The 15,685-nt window shown below is 70.9% G+C and carries 17 protein-coding genes; 14 read left to right on the top strand and 3 right to left on the bottom strand.

The annotated features are described in order from the left end of the window. From folP to ATC03_RS15795, 13 genes are all read left to right on the top strand, one after another. The gene (folP, locus tag ATC03_RS21065; RefSeq protein ID WP_067882416.1) at nucleotides 1-792 is read left to right on the top strand and encodes a dihydropteroate synthase; all 792 of its coding nucleotides are present in this window, start codon (nucleotides 1-3) and stop codon (nucleotides 790-792) included. Next, on the top strand, nucleotides 785-1,171 hold the full coding sequence (folB, locus tag ATC03_RS20845; protein WP_227820131.1) for a dihydroneopterin aldolase: 387 nt from the start codon (nucleotides 785-787) through the stop codon (nucleotides 1,169-1,171). Before folP ends, folB begins: the two co-directional genes overlap by 8 nt. Next, a complete protein-coding gene (folK, locus tag ATC03_RS15840; RefSeq protein WP_067879165.1) occupies nucleotides 1,168-1,653 on the top strand; it encodes a 2-amino-4-hydroxy-6-hydroxymethyldihydropteridine diphosphokinase in 486 nt (161 codons plus the stop codon). The genes folB and folK overlap by 4 nt, the downstream gene beginning before the upstream one ends. Continuing rightward, nucleotides 1,650-2,123, top strand: coding sequence for a DUF3180 domain-containing protein (locus tag ATC03_RS15835; protein WP_067879162.1), 474 nt, complete (start codon nucleotides 1,650-1,652; stop codon nucleotides 2,121-2,123). Before folK ends, ATC03_RS15835 begins: the two co-directional genes overlap by 4 nt. Next, nucleotides 2,116-2,679 (top strand): PH domain-containing protein, encoded by a 564-nt coding sequence (locus ATC03_RS15830; RefSeq protein WP_227820130.1) that lies wholly within the window; start codon nucleotides 2,116-2,118, stop codon nucleotides 2,677-2,679. The genes ATC03_RS15835 and ATC03_RS15830 overlap by 8 nt, the downstream gene beginning before the upstream one ends. Then, nucleotides 2,676-4,424, top strand: a complete 1,749-nt coding sequence (locus ATC03_RS15825) for a PH domain-containing protein (RefSeq protein WP_067879157.1) — start codon at nucleotides 2,676-2,678, stop codon at nucleotides 4,422-4,424. Before ATC03_RS15830 ends, ATC03_RS15825 begins: the two co-directional genes overlap by 4 nt. Then, complete coding sequence (locus ATC03_RS15820; protein WP_067879154.1) at nucleotides 4,421-5,176, top strand: Rossmann-like and DUF2520 domain-containing protein; 756 nt, start codon at nucleotides 4,421-4,423, stop codon at nucleotides 5,174-5,176. The genes ATC03_RS15825 and ATC03_RS15820 overlap by 4 nt, the downstream gene beginning before the upstream one ends. A 68-nt stretch (nucleotides 5,177-5,244) precedes the next feature. Next, complete coding sequence (gene panC, locus ATC03_RS15815; RefSeq protein WP_261340603.1) at nucleotides 5,245-6,147, top strand: pantoate--beta-alanine ligase; 903 nt, start codon at nucleotides 5,245-5,247, stop codon at nucleotides 6,145-6,147. 36 nt (nucleotides 6,148-6,183) lie between these two features. Beyond that, nucleotides 6,184-7,710 carry a lysine--tRNA ligase gene (gene lysS / locus ATC03_RS15810; protein WP_067879147.1) on the top strand — a complete coding sequence of 509 codons (1,527 nt, stop codon included), beginning with the start codon at nucleotides 6,184-6,186 and terminating at the stop codon, nucleotides 7,708-7,710. A 37-nt stretch (nucleotides 7,711-7,747) separates the two neighbouring features. After that, nucleotides 7,748-7,891: a hypothetical protein gene (locus ATC03_RS20625; protein ID WP_156997196.1), complete on the top strand. Its 144-nt coding sequence runs from the start codon at nucleotides 7,748-7,750 to the stop codon at nucleotides 7,889-7,891. A gap of 90 nt (nucleotides 7,892-7,981) precedes the next feature. Further along, a complete protein-coding gene (locus ATC03_RS15805) occupies nucleotides 7,982-8,182 on the top strand; it encodes a hypothetical protein (RefSeq protein WP_067879144.1) in 201 nt (66 codons plus the stop codon). 25 nt (nucleotides 8,183-8,207) lie between these two features. Then, a complete protein-coding gene (cls, locus tag ATC03_RS15800) occupies nucleotides 8,208-9,662 on the top strand; it encodes a cardiolipin synthase (RefSeq protein WP_067882411.1) in 1,455 nt (484 codons plus the stop codon). Nucleotides 9,663-9,971: 309 nt separating this feature from the next. After that, on the top strand, nucleotides 9,972-13,031 hold the full coding sequence (locus ATC03_RS15795) for a M14 family zinc carboxypeptidase (RefSeq protein ID WP_067879141.1): 3,060 nt from the start codon (nucleotides 9,972-9,974) through the stop codon (nucleotides 13,029-13,031). A 97-nt stretch (nucleotides 13,032-13,128) separates the two neighbouring features. On the opposite strand, the gene ATC03_RS15790 is transcribed toward ATC03_RS15795, so the two are convergent. Further along, nucleotides 13,129-14,184 (bottom strand): pirin family protein, encoded by a 1,056-nt coding sequence (locus tag ATC03_RS15790; protein ID WP_067879138.1) that lies wholly within the window; start codon nucleotides 14,182-14,184, stop codon nucleotides 13,129-13,131. A gap of 71 nt (nucleotides 14,185-14,255) precedes the next feature. Here ATC03_RS15790 and ATC03_RS15785 point away from each other — a divergent pair, with 71 nt between their 5' ends. Then, on the top strand, nucleotides 14,256-14,732 hold the full coding sequence (locus ATC03_RS15785; protein ID WP_067879133.1) for a hypothetical protein: 477 nt from the start codon (nucleotides 14,256-14,258) through the stop codon (nucleotides 14,730-14,732). On the opposite strand, the gene ATC03_RS15780 is transcribed toward ATC03_RS15785, so the two are convergent. Together ATC03_RS15780 and ATC03_RS15775 are read right to left on the bottom strand one after the other, a co-directional pair. Then, nucleotides 14,725-14,967, bottom strand: a complete 243-nt coding sequence (locus ATC03_RS15780; RefSeq protein WP_067879131.1) for a helix-turn-helix domain-containing protein — start codon at nucleotides 14,965-14,967, stop codon at nucleotides 14,725-14,727. The genes ATC03_RS15785 and ATC03_RS15780 overlap by 8 nt on opposite strands. Further along, complete coding sequence (locus tag ATC03_RS15775; protein ID WP_067882409.1) at nucleotides 14,967-15,587, bottom strand: hypothetical protein; 621 nt, start codon at nucleotides 15,585-15,587, stop codon at nucleotides 14,967-14,969. Before ATC03_RS15775 ends, ATC03_RS15780 begins: the two co-directional genes overlap by 1 nt. Between the last annotated feature and the right edge of the window lie 98 nt (nucleotides 15,588-15,685).

The raw sequence follows: 15,685 nt of genomic DNA, 5'->3' as shown, positions 1-15,685 counted from the left end.
ATGGGCGTCGTCAACGTGACGCCCGACTCGTTCAGCGACGGCGGCGAGTTCTTCGACGCCGAGCGGGCGATCGCCCACGGCCTCGAGCTCGTCGCCGAGGGCGCCGACCTCCTCGACGTCGGAGGCGAGTCCACGCGACCCGGCGCCGCCCGGGTCGCACCCGACGAGGAGCTGCGTCGCGTGGTGCCCGTCGTGCGCGAGTTCGCGCGCCGGGGCATCCGGGTGAGCGTCGACACCATGCGCGCCGGCACCGCCCTCGCCGCGGTCGAGGCCGGCGCCGAGATCATCAACGACGTCTCGGCGGGGCTCGCAGACCCGGCGATGGTGCCGGCCGTCGCCGACACGGGCGCGCTCTACGTCGCCATGCACTGGCGCGGGCACTCCGATCGCATGGACGTGCTCAACACCTACGCCGACATCGCCGTCGAGGTGCGCGACGAACTCGCCCAGCGGGTCGACGTGCTGCAGGCCGCGGGTGTCGCCGCCGACCGCATCATCCTCGACCCCGGCCTCGGGTTCTCGAAGACGGGCGAGCAGAACTGGCAGGTGCTCGGTCGTCTCGACGTGCTCGCCGCGCTCGGGCTGCCGGTACTGATCGGCGCCTCGCGCAAGCGATTCATCGGCTCGCTGCTGCCCGACGATGCCGACATGGCCGAACGCGACCTGCCGACGGCCGTGGTCAGCGCGCTCTCGGCGCAGGCCGGTGCCTGGGGCGTCCGCGTGCACGACGTGCGGGCCACGCGCCGCGCCCTCGACGTCGTCGGAGCGTGGCAGAGTGGAAGCCGTGGCTGAGCAGCGCAATCCAACCCCGGGCGATCGCATCACCCTGACCGGCCTGCGGGTGATGGCCCATCACGGCGTCTTCGACTTCGAGCGCGAGCAGGGGCAGGAGTTCGTGATCGACGTCTCGGTCGTGGTCGACCTGCGGGCCGCGGCCTCGGGCGACGACCTCGCGCGCACCGTGCACTACGGCGAGCTCGCCGAAGCCGTCGTGGCCGCGGTCGAGCGCGACCCCGTCGATCTCATCGAGACCGTCGCCGAGCGGGTCGCCGACGTCGCGCTCTCGTGGTCGTCGGTCGAGCAGGTCGAGGTCACCGTGCACAAGCCGCAGGCGCCCATCAGCGTGCCCTTCGCGGATGTCTCGGTGTCGATCGTGCGGGCACGGCCGTGAGCCGCGCCGTCATCGCGTTCGGCGCGAACCTCGGCGATCGCGAGGCCACGATCGCGGGTGCCGTCCGCGAGCTCGCCGAGGTGCCCGGGGTCGAACTCGCCGCCGTCTCGCCCGTCTACGAGACCCCGGCGATCACCGACGCAGGCGTCGACCTCGACGCTCCCGGCTACCTCAACGGCGTGGTCATCGTCGAGACCACGATCACCCCCCACGCGCTGCTCGCCGCACTGCACGAGATCGAGGCGTCGCACGGCCGCCAGCGGCTGAAGCACTGGGGCGATCGCACGCTCGACCTCGACCTCATCGACGTCGACGGCCTCGTGATCGACGACACCGGCCTGCAGCTGCCGCATCCGCGGGCCTGGCAGCGCGCGTTCGTGCTGCAGCCCTGGCTCGACCTCGAGCCCGACGCCGTCCTGCCGGGGCGCGGCCGCATCGCCGCCCTGCGTGCCGCCGCGCCCGACGAGGTGACCAGACGATGAGGCGCACGCACCCGAGTGCGATCGTCGGCGCCGTGCTCGCGGGCGTCGTGATCGGCTACCTCGTCGACCTGCTCATCGTCTCGGCGGGTGGCAAGGCGATCGTGCCCCCGATCTCGCTCGCGATCACGCTCGTCGGCGTCGCCGCGATCGTCGTCGCGCTGGCCTGGCCGATCCGCAAGGCGGTCAAGCAGCGTGCGACCAAGCACCTCGATCCGTTCCGGGCCATGCGCACCGCCGTGCTCGCGAAGGCCAGCGCCGTGAGCGGCGCCCTCATGCTGGGGTTCGGCCTCGGCATCGCGGCCTTCCTGCTCACCCGCAGCGTGGTGCCGCCGTTCGGCACGGTGTGGCCCGGCTTCGCCACGGCCATCGGCGGGGCGGTGCTGCTCGTCGGCGGTCTCGTCGCCGAGCACTTCTGCGCGTTGCCCCCCGACGACACCGACCCCGAGCGCGAGGAGACCGCACATGCCTGAACGACCCGAGGCTGCGGTTCCCGAGGCTGCGGTTCCAGAGTCGATGGTTCCCGAACCGGTGACCGCACCTGAGCCAGAGCACGCCGTGCCGATCGACGAGGACTGGCGACGCGTCTCGCCGAAGTACGTGATCGTCGAGGTCGTCGGCTCGCTCATCGGCACGGCGGTGTTCGTCGGCGCGCTCCTCGTGGCCCACTTCTGGTTCGGCTGGTGGTGGGCGATGTGGGCGGCCATCGCGCTCGGCGTGGTGTCGCTCGTCACGATCGCCTTCGAGCCGCGTCGCGTGCGCTCGATCGGGTACCGCCTGCGTTCCGACGACCTGCTCTTCCGCCGCGGCATCATGTACCAGCGCCAGGTGGCCGTGCCGTACGGGCGCATGCAGCTCGTCGACGTGACCCGGGGCCCGGTCGCCCGTGCGCTCGGCCTCGCCGACCTCAAGTTCGTGACCGCGGCCGCCGCGACCGCCGTCACGGTGCCCGGCCTGCCCCTCGAAGACGCCGAGCGGCTTCGCGACGAGCTCGTGGCCCTCGCCGAGACCCGACGGGCGGGGCTGTGACCGCTCCGGTCGCCCCGGTCACCGCGCTCGCCGACGGCGAGTGGCATCGGCTGCACCCGGCGAGCCCGCTGCTGCGCGGCGGCCTCGTCTTCATCGCCGTGCTGGGGTTCGTGCTCGCCAACCTCCGTGAGCGGCTGCTCGACATGTTCGTCTTCGTGTTCGTCCCCGACTCCGCCGACGAGTTCGACAGCCGCGCAGGCGACTGGCAGAGCGACTACGCGAACGACCCGGTCGGCGCGATCATCACGAACGGCCAGGTCGGCTGGGCGCTGCTCGCGATCGTCGTCGTGATCATCGGCGTCATCGTCGGGTTCTGGCTGTCGTGGCGCATGCACACGTTCCGCATCACGCCAGAGGCGGTCGAGGTGCGCAGCGGCATCCTGTTCCGCTCGCACCGGTCGGCTCGGCTCGATCGCGTGCAGGGCGTGAACATCAACCGTCCCGTGTTCGCGCGCCTGTTCGGCGCGGCGAAGCTCGACGTCTCGGTCGCCGGCGAGTCGGGCAACGTGCAGCTCTCGTACCTCGGCTCGGCCCTCGCCGACGGCCTGCGCGCCGACATCCTGCGTCTCGCATCCGGTGCGCGCGCCCAGAAGTCCCGCGGCGCGGCGCCGGGCGCTCCGTCCGCGCCGATCGCCGGCGTCGCGATGCCGAGCACGATCCCGAGCACGGCGGCGAGTGCAGTGGCGACGGATGCCGCGGGCTCGGCCCTGCCCGACGCGACGGCCGGGGTCGCCGGAGGCCCGCCAGCGGCATCCGCCCCATTGTCGGCCGTCGTCGGACGCCGCGTCGACGAGTTCCTCGCACCAGAACTCGACCCGAACCTCGCCCCGCCCGAATCGGTCGTGCACCTGTCGGTGGCGCGCGTGGTCGGGTCGACGCTGCTCGGCGGCACGACGATCTCGATCCTCGTGTTCGTGGCGATCATCGTCGCCGGCGTCGCAGCAGGCCAGGAGTGGGTCATCTTCTCGTTCATCCCGGCCGTGATCGGTCTCGTGGGGTATCTCTGGTCGCGCATCACGAAGTCGCTGCGCTACTCGATCGCCGGCACTCCCGACGGGGTGCGCATCGGCCACGGCCTGCTCTCGACGGCGAACCAGACGATCCCGCCCGGGCGCGTGCACGCGGTCGAGGCGACGCAGTGGATCCTCTGGCGCCCGTTCGGCTGGTGGGCGGTGCGGGTGAACCTGGCGGGCCAGTCCGCGAGCGCGTCGAGCGAGGCCGTGCAGCGCACGATCGTGCTGCCGGTGGGGCGGGTCGACGACGTGCGCCGCGTGCTCGCGCTGCTGCTGCCCGACGCCGAGACCGCGATCGAGCCCGTGCTCGGCGCCGGACTGATCGGGCGGGGTGCGGTCGGCGGCTTCTCGACGACCCCGCGCCGCGCGGCCTGGCTGCACCCGTTCTCGTGGAAGCGCATCGGGTTCACCACGATCGGCAGCGTCGCGCTGTTCCGTCGCGGGGCGCTCACGCGGTCGCTCGCGGTCATGCCGCTGGCTCGCGTGCAGTCCGTCGCGCTCAGCCGCGGGCCGGTGATGCGGATGCTGCGACTCGCGTCGGTGCGCGTGCACACCCTCGCCGGCCCGGTCACCGTCGAGCTCCCGGTGGCCGACGCCGACGAGGCTGCGACCGTCTTCGAACGCCTCGCGGCCGACGCGGTGCGCTGGTCTGGAGCCGACGAGTCGCACCACTGGGGTGCCGCGCGCGAGCAGGCGCTGGCGGCAGGCCAGGTCGCGGGAGCGGTCTCATGAGCGATCGCGCGGGCCGACTCGGCGTCGGCACGATCGGCGCCGGACGCGTCGGCGCGGTGCTCGCCTCGGCCCTCGCCGGGGTCGGCCACGCCCTCACCGGCATCGCCGCCGTGTCGGAGTCGAGCCGCGAGCGCGCGGCCGCGATGCTGCCGCAGGTGCCCGTGCTGCCCGTACCCGAGATCATCGAGCGCAGTGAGCTCGTGCTGCTCGCCGTGCCCGAGGCCGAACTCGGCCCGCTCGTCGCCGGACTGGCCGACGCGGGCGTCTGGCAGCCCGGGCAGCTCGTGCTGCACACGAACGCCCGACTCGGCACCGCGGTGCTCGACCCGGCCCGACGCGCGGGCGCGATCCCGCTCGCGGTGCATCCGGCCATGACCTTCACCGGCACGACCATCGACCTCGCGCGTCTGCACGGCACGTGGTTCGCGGTCACCGCGCCCTCGCCGGTGCTGCCGATCGGCCAGGCCCTCGTCGTCGAGATGGGCGGTGAGCCGTTCGTCATCGCCGAGGCCGACCGCGCCGCGTACGGCGAGGCGATCGACACCGCGACCTCGTTCTCGAGCGCGATCGTCGACCAGGCCAGCGGCATCCTGCAGGGCATCGGCATGCCGCGGCCGGGTGCGGTGCTCGCCCCGCTCGTACGCAGCGCCGTCGAGAACGCGCTCGCCAGGCACGACCCCGGACCGTGGCCCGGAGGTCCCGGTACGATCGACTGGGCCGCCGACGAGCGGTGGCCGGGAGGAGCCACGTGATCGAGGTGGCGACGAACGCCGATGGAGCCAGCACCGGCAGCGCGAGCGACACGACGAGCACCCGCACGGTGAACACCATCGCCGGCCTGCGCGCCGTGCTCGACGAGCGACGCCGCGGCGGGGCATCCGTCGCCCTGGTACCGACCATGGGCGCGCTGCACGATGGTCATCTCGCGCTCGTGCGCCGCGCCCGCGAACTGGCCGACGTCGTGGTCGTGTCGATCTTCGTGAACCCGCTGCAGTTCGGCCCGACCGAGGACCTCGACCGCTACCCGCGCACGCTCGAGGCGGATGTCGCGGCGCTCTCGGGCCTCGGAGTCGACGTCGTCTTCGCACCCGACGTCGCCGAGATGTACCCGGACGGGTCGGCGGCCGGCACGAAGGTGACGGCGGGGCCGGTCGGCGGCCGCTACGAGGGGGCGCACCGCCCCGGACACTTCGACGGCATGCTGACGGTCGTCGCCAAGCTCTTCTCGATCGCGCAGCCCGACGTCGCCGTGTTCGGGCAGAAGGACGCCCAGCAGGTGTTCCTCGTGACGCGCATGGTCGCCGACCTCGATCTGCGGCTGCGCATCGAGGTCGTTCCGACGGTGCGCGAGGCCGACGGGCTCGCGCTCTCGAGCCGCAACCGCTTCCTCGACGGGCGCGAACGCGTCGCCGCGCTCGTGCTGGCCGAGTCGCTCGACGCCGCGCGCACGTCGGCCGCCGACGGCGCGTCCGAACTGCTCGCCGAGGGCGTCGCCGCGTTCGGCGACCATGACGGCGTCGACCTCGACTACTTCGTGGTCGTCGACCCGGCGACGTTCCTGCCCGTCGACGAGGAGTTCCGCGGGCGGGCGCTCGTGCTCGTCGCAGCGCGCGTCGGCACGACCCGGCTCATCGACAACGCCTTCGTCGAGATCGGTGCCGACGCGGGTGCAGACGCAGGGCCCGACGCACGTGCGGAGCTTCCCCCCAGTCCGGCTGAGTAGGCTTGACGGGCACGTGCCCCGCGACGAGAGAGAACGATGGCCGAGACCCAGACGGATTCCGCCCTGCCCGCCGATGAGCCCACTGCGGCTGAGATCTCCGAGCAGAAGGCCGTGCGCCTCGCCAAGCGCGAACGCCTGATCGCGGCATCCGACGACCTCGGTGGCGGCGCCTACCCGGTGCGTCTGCCGATCACGACGACGATCCCAGCGGTGCGCGCGCAGTTCACCGACCTCGAGGCCGACGTCGCGACGGGCGAGCAGGTCGGCCTCGCGGGCCGCGTCGTGTTCTCGCGCAACACGGGCAAGCTCTGCTTCGCGACCCTCCAGGCGGGCGACGGCAGCCGCATCCAGGCCATGGTCTCGCTGGCCGAGGTCGGCGAGGAGTCGCTCGCCGCCTGGAAGGAGCTCGTCGACCTGGGCGACCACGTGTTCGTGGCCGGCGAGGTCATCACGAGCCGTCGCGGCGAACTCTCGATCATGGTGACCGCGTGGCAGATCGCCGCGAAGGCGATCCTGCCGCTGCCGAACCTGCACAACGACCTCAACGAGGAGACGCGGGTCCGCAGCCGGTACCTCGACCTCATCGCCCGCGAGCAGGCGCGCAAGAACGTGCTCGACCGCGCCAAGACCAACGCGAGCCTGCGCCGCACGTTCGACGGCCTCGGCTTCGTCGAGGTCGAGACCCCGATGCTCCAGGTCATGCACGGCGGGGCATCCGCTCGCCCGTTCGTGACGCACTCGAACGCGTTCGACACCGAGCTGTACCTGCGCATCGCGCCCGAGCTGTACCTCAAGCGTGCCGTCGTCGGCGGCATCGAGCGCGTGTTCGAGATCAACCGCAACTTCCGCAACGAGGGCGCCGACTCGACGCACAGCCCCGAGTTCGCGATGCTCGAGGCCTACGAGGCCTACGGCGACTACACCACGATGGCCGACCTCACGCAGCGCCTCATCCAAGACGCCGCGCTCGCGACGAGCGGCTCGCACGTCGTGACCTGGGCCGACGGCACCGAGTTCGACCTCGGCGGCGAGTGGGACCGCATCTCGATGTACGGCACGCTCTCCGAAGCGGTCGGCGAGCAGATCACGGCCGAGACCCCGATCGAGCGGCTGCGCCAGCTCGCCGACGAGGCCGGCATCGAGATCGAGCACCCCTTGCCCGGCAAGTACGTCGAAGAGCTCTGGGAGCACCACATCAAGGGCGGGCTCGTGCGCCCGACCTTCGTCATGGACTTCCCGCTCGACACCTCGCCGCTCGTGCGCGCGCACCGCAGCACCGCAGGCGTGGTCGAGAAGTGGGACCTCTACGTGCGCGGCTTCGAGCTGGCCACCGGCTACTCCGAGCTCGTCGACCCCGTCGTGCAGCGCGAGCGCTTCGTCGAGCAGGCCAAGCTCGCCGCCGACGGCGACCCCGAGGCCATGCGCCTCGACGAGGAGTTCCTGCGTGCGCTCGAGTTCGGCATGCCGCCCTCGGGCGGCATGGGCATGGGCATCGACCGACTGCTCATGGCACTCACGGGTCTCGGCATCCGCGAGACCATCCTGTTCCCGCTGGTCAAGTGAGTCGACCGGCCATGACTTCGAAGAGCGGATGCCGCAGATGAACGACTACCTCCCCAAGAGCGAACTCGAGCCCGAGCCCGACCCCAAGCGCCCGTCGAACACGCGCCTCGCGATCTGGATCATCGTTGGCGCGATCGGCGCCTACCTGCTGGGTTCCGGCATCTGGGGCCTGCTGACCTGAGCCGAACGGATGCCGCGCAACCGGGCCCGCGCGAGCGGCGCCGCGCCGCGGCATCCGATTTCCCAGCAGAAGCACGTATTCTGAACCCCTATGGACGAATTCTGGGCCAATGCGATCTGGTCGCTCGCGCCGACGGTGCTCATCGGACTCATCTTCTGGTTCGTGATGCGCGCGATCCTGCGCGCCGACCGCACCGAGCGTGCGGCGTACGCCCAGATCGAGGCCGAGGAGCGCGCGAAGCTGGGTCTCCCCGCTCGCCAGCGCAGCAGCCCCGAACGCACCGCCGACTGACCCGATGACGTCGGAGGAGACCGCGATGGTCACGGCGATCGTGACCTTCGCGCTGCTCGCGATCGACCTCGTGATCCGCGTGGTCGCGGTCATCGTGGTACCGCGCAACCGCCGCCCGACGGCGGGCATGGCGTGGCTGCTCGCGATCTTCTTCATCCCGTACCTGGGCGTGCTCTTCTTCCTGCTCATCGGCAACCCGAAGCTGCCGAAGAAGCGGCGCGAGAAGCAGGCCCAGGTCGACGAGCTCATCCGCGAGTCGACGCACGGCGTCGAGCGGGTCAGCGACTCGAGCGGCTGGCCGGCGTGGTTCGAGGGCGTCGTGCGGCTCAACCGCAACCTCGGGGCGATGCCGCTCATCGGCTCGAACAGCGCGAGCCTCATCGGCGGCTATCAAGAATCCCTCGACACGATGACGGCGGAGGTCGCCAGGGCGAAGCGGTACGTGCACGTCGAGTTCTACATCCTCGCGCTCGACCAGACCACCGAGCCGTTCTTCGCGGCGCTCGGCGATGCCGTGCAGCGGGGCGTGAAGGTGCGCGTGCTGCTCGACCACATCGCGTCGCTGCGGTCGAAGGGGTATCGCCGAACGCTGCGTCGCCTGACCGCCATGGGCGTCTCGTGGCAGCTCATGCTCCCGGTGCAGCCGTTCAAGGGCAAGTACCAGCGGCCCGACCTGCGCAACCACCGCAAGATCCTCGTGGTCGACGGCGCGGTCGCGTTCATGGGGTCGCAGAACCTCATCGACCGCAGCTACAACAAGCGCGGCAACATCCGTCGCGGGCTCAAGTGGAAAGAACTGGTCACGCGGGTCGAGGGCCCGATCGTGTCGGGGCTCGACGTCATCTTCCGAACCGACTGGTACCTCGAGACCGGCGAAGAGCTGACGCGAGACATCCCCGAGGCCTTCGACCAGCCGAGCGAGGCGCAGGACCTCGACTGCCAGGTCGTGCCGAGCGGGCCGGGCTTCCCGAACCAGAACAACCTGAAGCTGTTCCTCGCGCTGCTCTACGCGGCCAAGCAGAAGCTCATCATCACGAGCCCGTACTTCGTGCCCGACGAGTCGATGCTCGTCGCCATCAGCGGCGCGACGCAGCGCGGCGTGCACGTCGAGCTCTTCGTCTCGGAGATCGGCGACCAGGCCCTCGTCTACCACGCGCAGCGCTCGTACTACGAGGCGCTGCTCCGGGCCGGCGTGAAGATCTACATGTACAAGGCGCCGTACATCCTGCATGCGAAGCACTTCACGATCGACGAGGATGTCGCGGTCATCGGCTCGAGCAACATGGACATCCGTTCCTTCGAGCTCAACATGGAGATCTCGCTGCTCGTGCGCGGCCGCTCCTTCGTGCAGGAGATGCGGGCCGTCGAGGACGGGTACCGCGCCGACAGCCGCGAGCTCACGCTCGAGGAGTGGATGCGCCAGCCGATCCGCTCGACGGTGCTCGACAACCTCGCGCGGCTCACGTCGGCGCTGCAGTAGCCGAGCAAACGTATTCCTGCTGTCACCGCCGTGTAACACGGCGTCCGTAGCGTGCTGAAGAGTTGTTCGCCGCTTCCCCTCGCTCGGCGATCTCGTTGTCGCGCCTGCGTGCTACAAGCCTTGCAACAATACGCAGTCGACTTGCGTGAATTGACAAGAATCATGCGCCGAACGAAACCATATGCACCTTTGATGCGTGATTGACTCATTCTCACGCACGATCATTGCCACCTCGATGATCTGCGGGTTCCACCGCGTGCCTGCGATCCAGCGCCGTGTCTTCGACCCTCGCACTCGAACTGGAGCACCATGACGTTCAGACACGTCCTCTCCGGTGTCGGGGTGGCCGCCATCGTCGGCGCAGCCCTCGTCACCGCAAGCGCACCGGCCGTCGCCGCGACGCCGACGCCCGGGGCACTCCCCATCACCTATCCGATCTCCTCGCTCGTCGACGCGCCCGCGTCGTACCCGAGCCAGCCGACCCTCGCCATTCCGGCCGACAACCCCGCCGACGCCTCGATCGCCCGCGGCGCCGTGCCGTACGACGAGATCGCGCCGCGCCTCAACACCCTCATGGCGCAGAGCGACCGCATCTCGGTGCAGGTCGTCGGACAGTCCGTGCTCGGCCGCGACATCCACCTCGTGACCATCACGTCGCCCGAGACGCCCGCCGAGACCGCGCAGCAGGCCGCCTGGCGCGACGAGATCAAGCACGACGCCACCGGCGCGGCCGCCGACGACGAACTCATGTCCGGATACAAGGTGCCGGTCTGGTTCAACGCGAACATCCACGGCAACGAGTGGGAGGGCACCGACGGCGTCCTGCCGTACATCGAGCACCTCGCGACCGCGCCCATCGAAGAGGTCTCCGACGTCCTCGACGGCTACCGCCTCTACTTCACCGTCACGAACAACCCCGACGGCCGTGCGCTCGGTCAGCGGGCCAACGCCGACGGGTTCGACGCCAACCGCGACATGATCACGGGCGTCACGCCGGAGGCGCGCATCATCCGCGACCTCTCGGGCATCATCCAGCCCACGTTCTACGTCGACCTGCACGGCTACACGAGCGTGCTGCAGATCGAGCCGTGCGGCCCGCCCCACGGTGAGAACTACGAGTACGACCTCTTCCTGCCGCACGCCTACGAGGCCGCGCTGGCGATCGAGGAGGCCGTCGTCGACGCGAACATCCCCGGCAACACCTACCTCGCCGCCGACGGCGGGGCGACCACCGAGAACACCGGCAAGGTCAAGATCCCCTACCGCGACATCCGCTCCGGATGGGACGACTGGCCCCCGATCTTCACGCCGCAGTTCATCGCGTACCAGGGCGCCATCACGAACACCGTCGAGCTGCCCCTCGGCCGCACGAACAACGCCGCGCAGAACCAGGCCAACACGCTGGTGAACGTCGAGGTCGCCGAGCTCGTCATCGAGACGTCGGTCGACTACGTGGTCGACAACGCCGCCGCACTGCTCGAGAACCAGATCGAGATCTTCCGCCGCGGCGACGCGGGCGAGGAACTGCGCACGATCGCGGCCGACGCCGACCCCACGACGATCCCCGGCCCCGACCAGTGGGCTGACATCTGGGACGAGACCGACGTGTACCGTGCGGAGTTCCCCCGCGGTTACGTGATCCCCACGGGCGCCGCGCAGCGTTCGGCGACCGACGCCGCACGCCTCGTCGACCAGCTCATCGCGAACGGCGTCGAGGTCTCCCGCGCAACGGCCGCGTTCACGATCGACGGCGTCGAGTACCCCGCGGGCAGCTACGTGGTCGACATGCACCAGCCCCTCCGCGGCATGGCGAACGTGCTCCTCGACGAGGGCTCGGACATCTCCGAGCGCGTACCCGACATGTACGACATCTCGGCCTGGAGCCTCGCGCTGCTCTGGGGCGCCGACGTCATCGATGTCGGTTCGACGACCGACGCCGAACTGCCGATGCCCGTCGAAGCCGTCGAGGAAGCCGCGACGACCGGCGCCGTGCCGGCCGAGGGCGCGTACCTCGAGCTCGCGACCGCGGGTGCGGCCGAGTACCAGGCGATCAACGCCCTGCTCGACGCCGGGGTGCCGGTCTCGGCGTTCGAGGACGGCAGCGTCATCATCGCCGGCTCGTCGCGCGACGCGGCGCAGGTCGTCGCCGACGCGTACGGTGTGGCCTTCACGGCATCCGACGGGCTGCGACTTCGCGAGGAGCCGAGCCGCGGCCTCGACCGACTGACGGTCGCGTACTCGGGCACGCAGGACGACCGCGTCACCCTGCAGCGACTCGGGTTCACCGACATCCGCCTCGTGAGCGCTGCGACGATCACCTCGGGTGCGGTCGACCTGTCGACGGCCGACGTGCTCTGGGTCGGCGGCAACCTCGCCTTCACCGGCGCGAACGCCGCCGGCGCGACGAAGGTGCAGGAGTTCCTCGCTGCCGGCAAGGGAGTTTCGGGCAAGGGCACGGCGGTCGCGGCCTTCGCGAACACCTTCGGCCTGACGACCGTCACGGCCAACAGCGGCACGAGCGGCTCCAACGGCATCGTGCACGTCGCCGATGCCGAAGGCGGACTGCTGTCGACCTACACGCAGGACACCGCGTTCGTCTACCCGGCCGTCTGGTACACCGGGTTGGGCGCGAACACCGAGGTCGAGCAGACCTACGCGAGTGACGACACGCTCGTCGCGGGTCACTGGGCCGACAGCGCAGGGCGTTCGACGACGGATGCCGCGGGCCAGGCCTCGGTCGTCACGGCGACGGCCGCCGGCGGATCGCGCCTCGCGATGCTCGGCACGTCGGTGAACTTCCGCACGCACCCGGTCGGGTCCTACCCGGCGATCGCCCGCAGCCTCTACTGGGTCGCCGGCGAGGGCGCAGCGGTCGTGCCGCCCGTGACCGAGGAGGACCTCACCGAGGACACTCGCGGCGGCGTGAGCCTGCCCGACTCGGTCGAGGCCGGCGCGACGATCCGCGTGGGCATCGAGGGCGACCTCGAGGGCACCGAGTTCCAGGCCGTCCTGTTCTCGACGCCCGTGCAGCTCGGCACCAGGACCGTGCTCGACGGCGGATTCGAGGTGACGGTTCCGGCCGACACCGAGCCCGGCGTGCACCGACTCGCGGTGCTCACCGCATCGGGCGAGCTCTTCGGCTGGGACGACTTCACGGTCGTCGCCGCACCCGGCGGCGAGACGCCCGTCGAGACCGAGGCGCCGGCCGTTCCCGGTTCGGGCACGGCGAGCAGCGGGTCCGGCGACGGCCTCGCCGACACCGGGTTCCCGGTGGCCTTGCCCCTCGGCATCGGTGCGGGTGTGCTGCTGCTCGGAGCCGCGGTGATGTTCATCGCACGCCGACGCAGGATGGCGGGTTCCGCCGAGTAGCCGGCCGAGCCGAGGTTCCGACGCGGCGCCGCGGGCGCGATGCACGAGCATCGACGCCCGCGGCGTTCCGCGATCCAGGGCGATCGGATGCCGCGGCTCAGGCTCGCGGCTTCAGCCGCACGGTCGGCAGCTCGGGCGCAGGCAGCGCGTCGCCGTCGAAGCCGTCGACCGTGCCGAACCGGCCGTCGGCGTCGCCGCGGGCGATGACGTCGGACTGCCACGCACGCCGGAACTCGGCGATCTCGTCGTGCGTGCGACCGATGAAGTTCCACCACATCACGATCTCCTCGCCGAACGGCACCCCTCCGATCAGCACGACCCTGGCGGACTCGTGCCCTCCGGCACGGATTCGCACACCCTCGTGCCCGACCGCGACGTACCCGAGCTCGTGCTGCGCGAGGTGCGACGTGTGACCGGCGACGGCGAGCGGATCGGCATCGGGCGAGGCATCGTCGTGCTCGCTCTCGAGCGCGGCGATCGTCGCGGTGACCGGACCCCGGTCGACGAGCAGGCCGTGCTCGAAGGCGGGGTCGAGCTCGATCCAGGCCTCCCCGCCGGCGGGCAGTTCGATCTGCGCACCGACGAGCGGCGAGAACACGGTGACCGAGGTCTCGGCGTCGATGCCGGGCAGCGATCCGGCGAACACGCGGACGACGGCGTCGTCGACCTCGACGGGCTCGGTCTCGGCATGCTCGAAGAACGGAGCGACGGTGCGCGCGGCATCCGGGAGCGCGACCCAGAGCTGCACCCCGTGGAGCCGAGAGGTGTCGGGCGTGGACACCTCGGAGTGCGCGATGCCTCGCCCGGCAGTCATGAGGTTCACGGCGCCCGGTCGCACGAACTCGGCGCTGCCCGTGCTGTCGTGGTGCTCGATCTCGCCCTCGAAGAGCCAGCTCACGGTCTGCAGCCCCGTGTGCGGATGCGGGGGCACGACCATGCCGCCGGAGGTCGCGACCTCGTCGGGGCCGTAGTGGTCGACGAAGCACCACGCGCCGATCGTCGTGCGGCCGCGCTGGGGGAGGGTGCGGCGCACGTTCATGGCGCGCGGACCGCCGAGCGGCACCTCGCGCGGCTGGAGCACCGCGATCAGCGCGGCACCCGACGGCTCGGGCGGGCACACGAGCTCGACGGGGTCACGCTCGAGATTGCTCATGCCCGCATGCTAGCCCCAGCCCGCCGTGTCTCGAGGCGCGCCGGACGCAGTCGAACCGATACCATTACGGCATGCACTCCTCCCTCACCCTTCGTCGTGCAGGCCTCGCGGCCGTGGCCGTGGCATCCGTGTTCCTGCTCTCCGCATGCAACCCCAGCCCTCGCCCCATCGAGAACTTCGCGGGAATGCCGGTCAGCGACCACGCGGGCGATGCCGAGGGCAACGGCGGCGACGACGAGGAGCACGCCGACGAGGAGACCGCCACCGAGGGGCTGTCGGCCCAGTGGCTCGGACAGGGCGGCCAGATCGCCGTCACGGTCTCGGGCAGCTCGACGTGCCCGCCGGTCGGCACGCGCATCAACGTGATCGACCAGGCCGGCGAGGGCAACCGCGTCTCGGTCGACCTCGCCGAGCTTCCGGCCGACCAGGTCTGCACCATGGACTACGTGCCGCACACCACCGTCTTCTGGAGCCCGGTCTTCGTGACCACGACCGAGCCGCTCGTCGTCGAGGTCGGCGACCAGTCGGTCACCGTCCCGATCAAGTAGCCGGTCGCGGGCGGCGAACGAGCAGTTCGCCGATCTCGCAGTCGAGGGCTTCGCAGATCGCCTGGAGGGTCGAGAAGCGGATGGCTCGCGCCCGGTCGTTCTTCAGCACGCTGAGGTTCACGACCGAGACGCCGACGAGCTCGCTGAGCCTCGCGAGCGTCATTCCGCGCGCCTGGAGCAGTTCGTCGAGGCGGCAGTGCACATCGGATGCCTCGTCGGGTTCGGCGGGCGGCATCAGACGAGCCCCTCGGTGTCCCGCTGCAGGCGATCGCCGATCGAGAACACGACGGTCGCGAGCGCCGAGATGAAGGCGAGCAGGAGCAATGGCGCGAGGTCGACCGCCATCACGACGTTGTCGAACGCGCGCCCGCTGATCTCGGCGAACGCGCCGTTCGCGGCCATGTTCGCGAAGAACGGCACCGCGGCGTAGCCGATCAGGCCGGTGAAGCCCGCGATCGTGACGAGTCGGGTGTTGCGCCGGCTGAAGACCCGGCCGCGCATGACCGACCAGCTGAGCAGCACGAGGCAGACGACGACCACGACGACGGTGGCGGCGGCGATGACCTGCTCGATCACGAGCGAGGCGACCGAGAGCGCCGGCAGTGTCTCGGCCGTGATGGAGGCGCGGTCGAGCACCACGGGCACCCCGGCGCCGTCGGGCCCGATCGGAGCCTCGGCCACGGTGCCGGCGAACTCGGCCGGAACCTGCACGTCGCGGTTGGGCAGCACCTCGATGATGCGCAGCACGGCCGCGACGACGGCCCAGACCGCGATCACGGCTCCCGCGCCGAGGAACGTCCACATGCCCGCGACGTCGCCCCGACTCGGGCGGTACTGCTGGGTCGTGGTGCTCATCACGTCCTCCATAACGAATATCGATAACAACGAATATCGATACGGTAGGTCTGAATCGGGGCGCCTGTCAACCCGCGGCCGTGATTCCCACGGCGCGT

The sequence above is a fragment of the Agromyces aureus genome, from assembly GCF_001660485.1.
Lineage (GTDB): Bacteria > Actinomycetota > Actinomycetes > Actinomycetales > Microbacteriaceae > Agromyces > Agromyces aureus.
Note: the sequence above shows the minus strand (reverse complement) of the source record. Positions and strands in the feature narration are given on the sequence as shown.

Excerpts from the sequence above, each read along its gene's own strand:
- folP (WP_067882416.1), top strand. The coding sequence starts at position 1 with ATGGGCGTCGTCAACGTGACGCCCGACTCGTTCAGCGACGGCGGCGAG.
- ATC03_RS15835 (WP_067879162.1), top strand. The coding sequence starts at position 1,650 with ATGAGGCGCACGCACCCGAGTGCGATCGTCGGCGCCGTGCTCGCGGGC.
- ATC03_RS15830 (WP_227820130.1), top strand. The coding sequence starts at position 2,116 with ATGCCTGAACGACCCGAGGCTGCGGTTCCCGAGGCTGCGGTTCCAGAG.
- ATC03_RS15820 (WP_067879154.1), top strand. The coding sequence starts at position 4,421 with ATGAGCGATCGCGCGGGCCGACTCGGCGTCGGCACGATCGGCGCCGGA.
- lysS (WP_067879147.1), top strand. The coding sequence starts at position 6,184 with ATGGCCGAGACCCAGACGGATTCCGCCCTGCCCGCCGATGAGCCCACT.
- ATC03_RS20625 (WP_156997196.1), top strand. The coding sequence starts at position 7,748 with ATGAACGACTACCTCCCCAAGAGCGAACTCGAGCCCGAGCCCGACCCC.
- ATC03_RS15805 (WP_067879144.1), top strand. The coding sequence starts at position 7,982 with ATGGACGAATTCTGGGCCAATGCGATCTGGTCGCTCGCGCCGACGGTG.
- cls (WP_067882411.1), top strand. The coding sequence starts at position 8,208 with ATGGTCACGGCGATCGTGACCTTCGCGCTGCTCGCGATCGACCTCGTG.
- ATC03_RS15795 (WP_067879141.1), top strand. The coding sequence starts at position 9,972 with ATGACGTTCAGACACGTCCTCTCCGGTGTCGGGGTGGCCGCCATCGTC.
- ATC03_RS15790 (WP_067879138.1), bottom strand. The coding sequence starts at position 14,184 with ATGAGCAATCTCGAGCGTGACCCCGTCGAGCTCGTGTGCCCGCCCGAG.
- ATC03_RS15785 (WP_067879133.1), top strand. The coding sequence starts at position 14,256 with ATGCACTCCTCCCTCACCCTTCGTCGTGCAGGCCTCGCGGCCGTGGCC.
- ATC03_RS15780 (WP_067879131.1), bottom strand. The coding sequence starts at position 14,967 with ATGCCGCCCGCCGAACCCGACGAGGCATCCGATGTGCACTGCCGCCTC.
- ATC03_RS15775 (WP_067882409.1), bottom strand. The coding sequence starts at position 15,587 with ATGAGCACCACGACCCAGCAGTACCGCCCGAGTCGGGGCGACGTCGCG.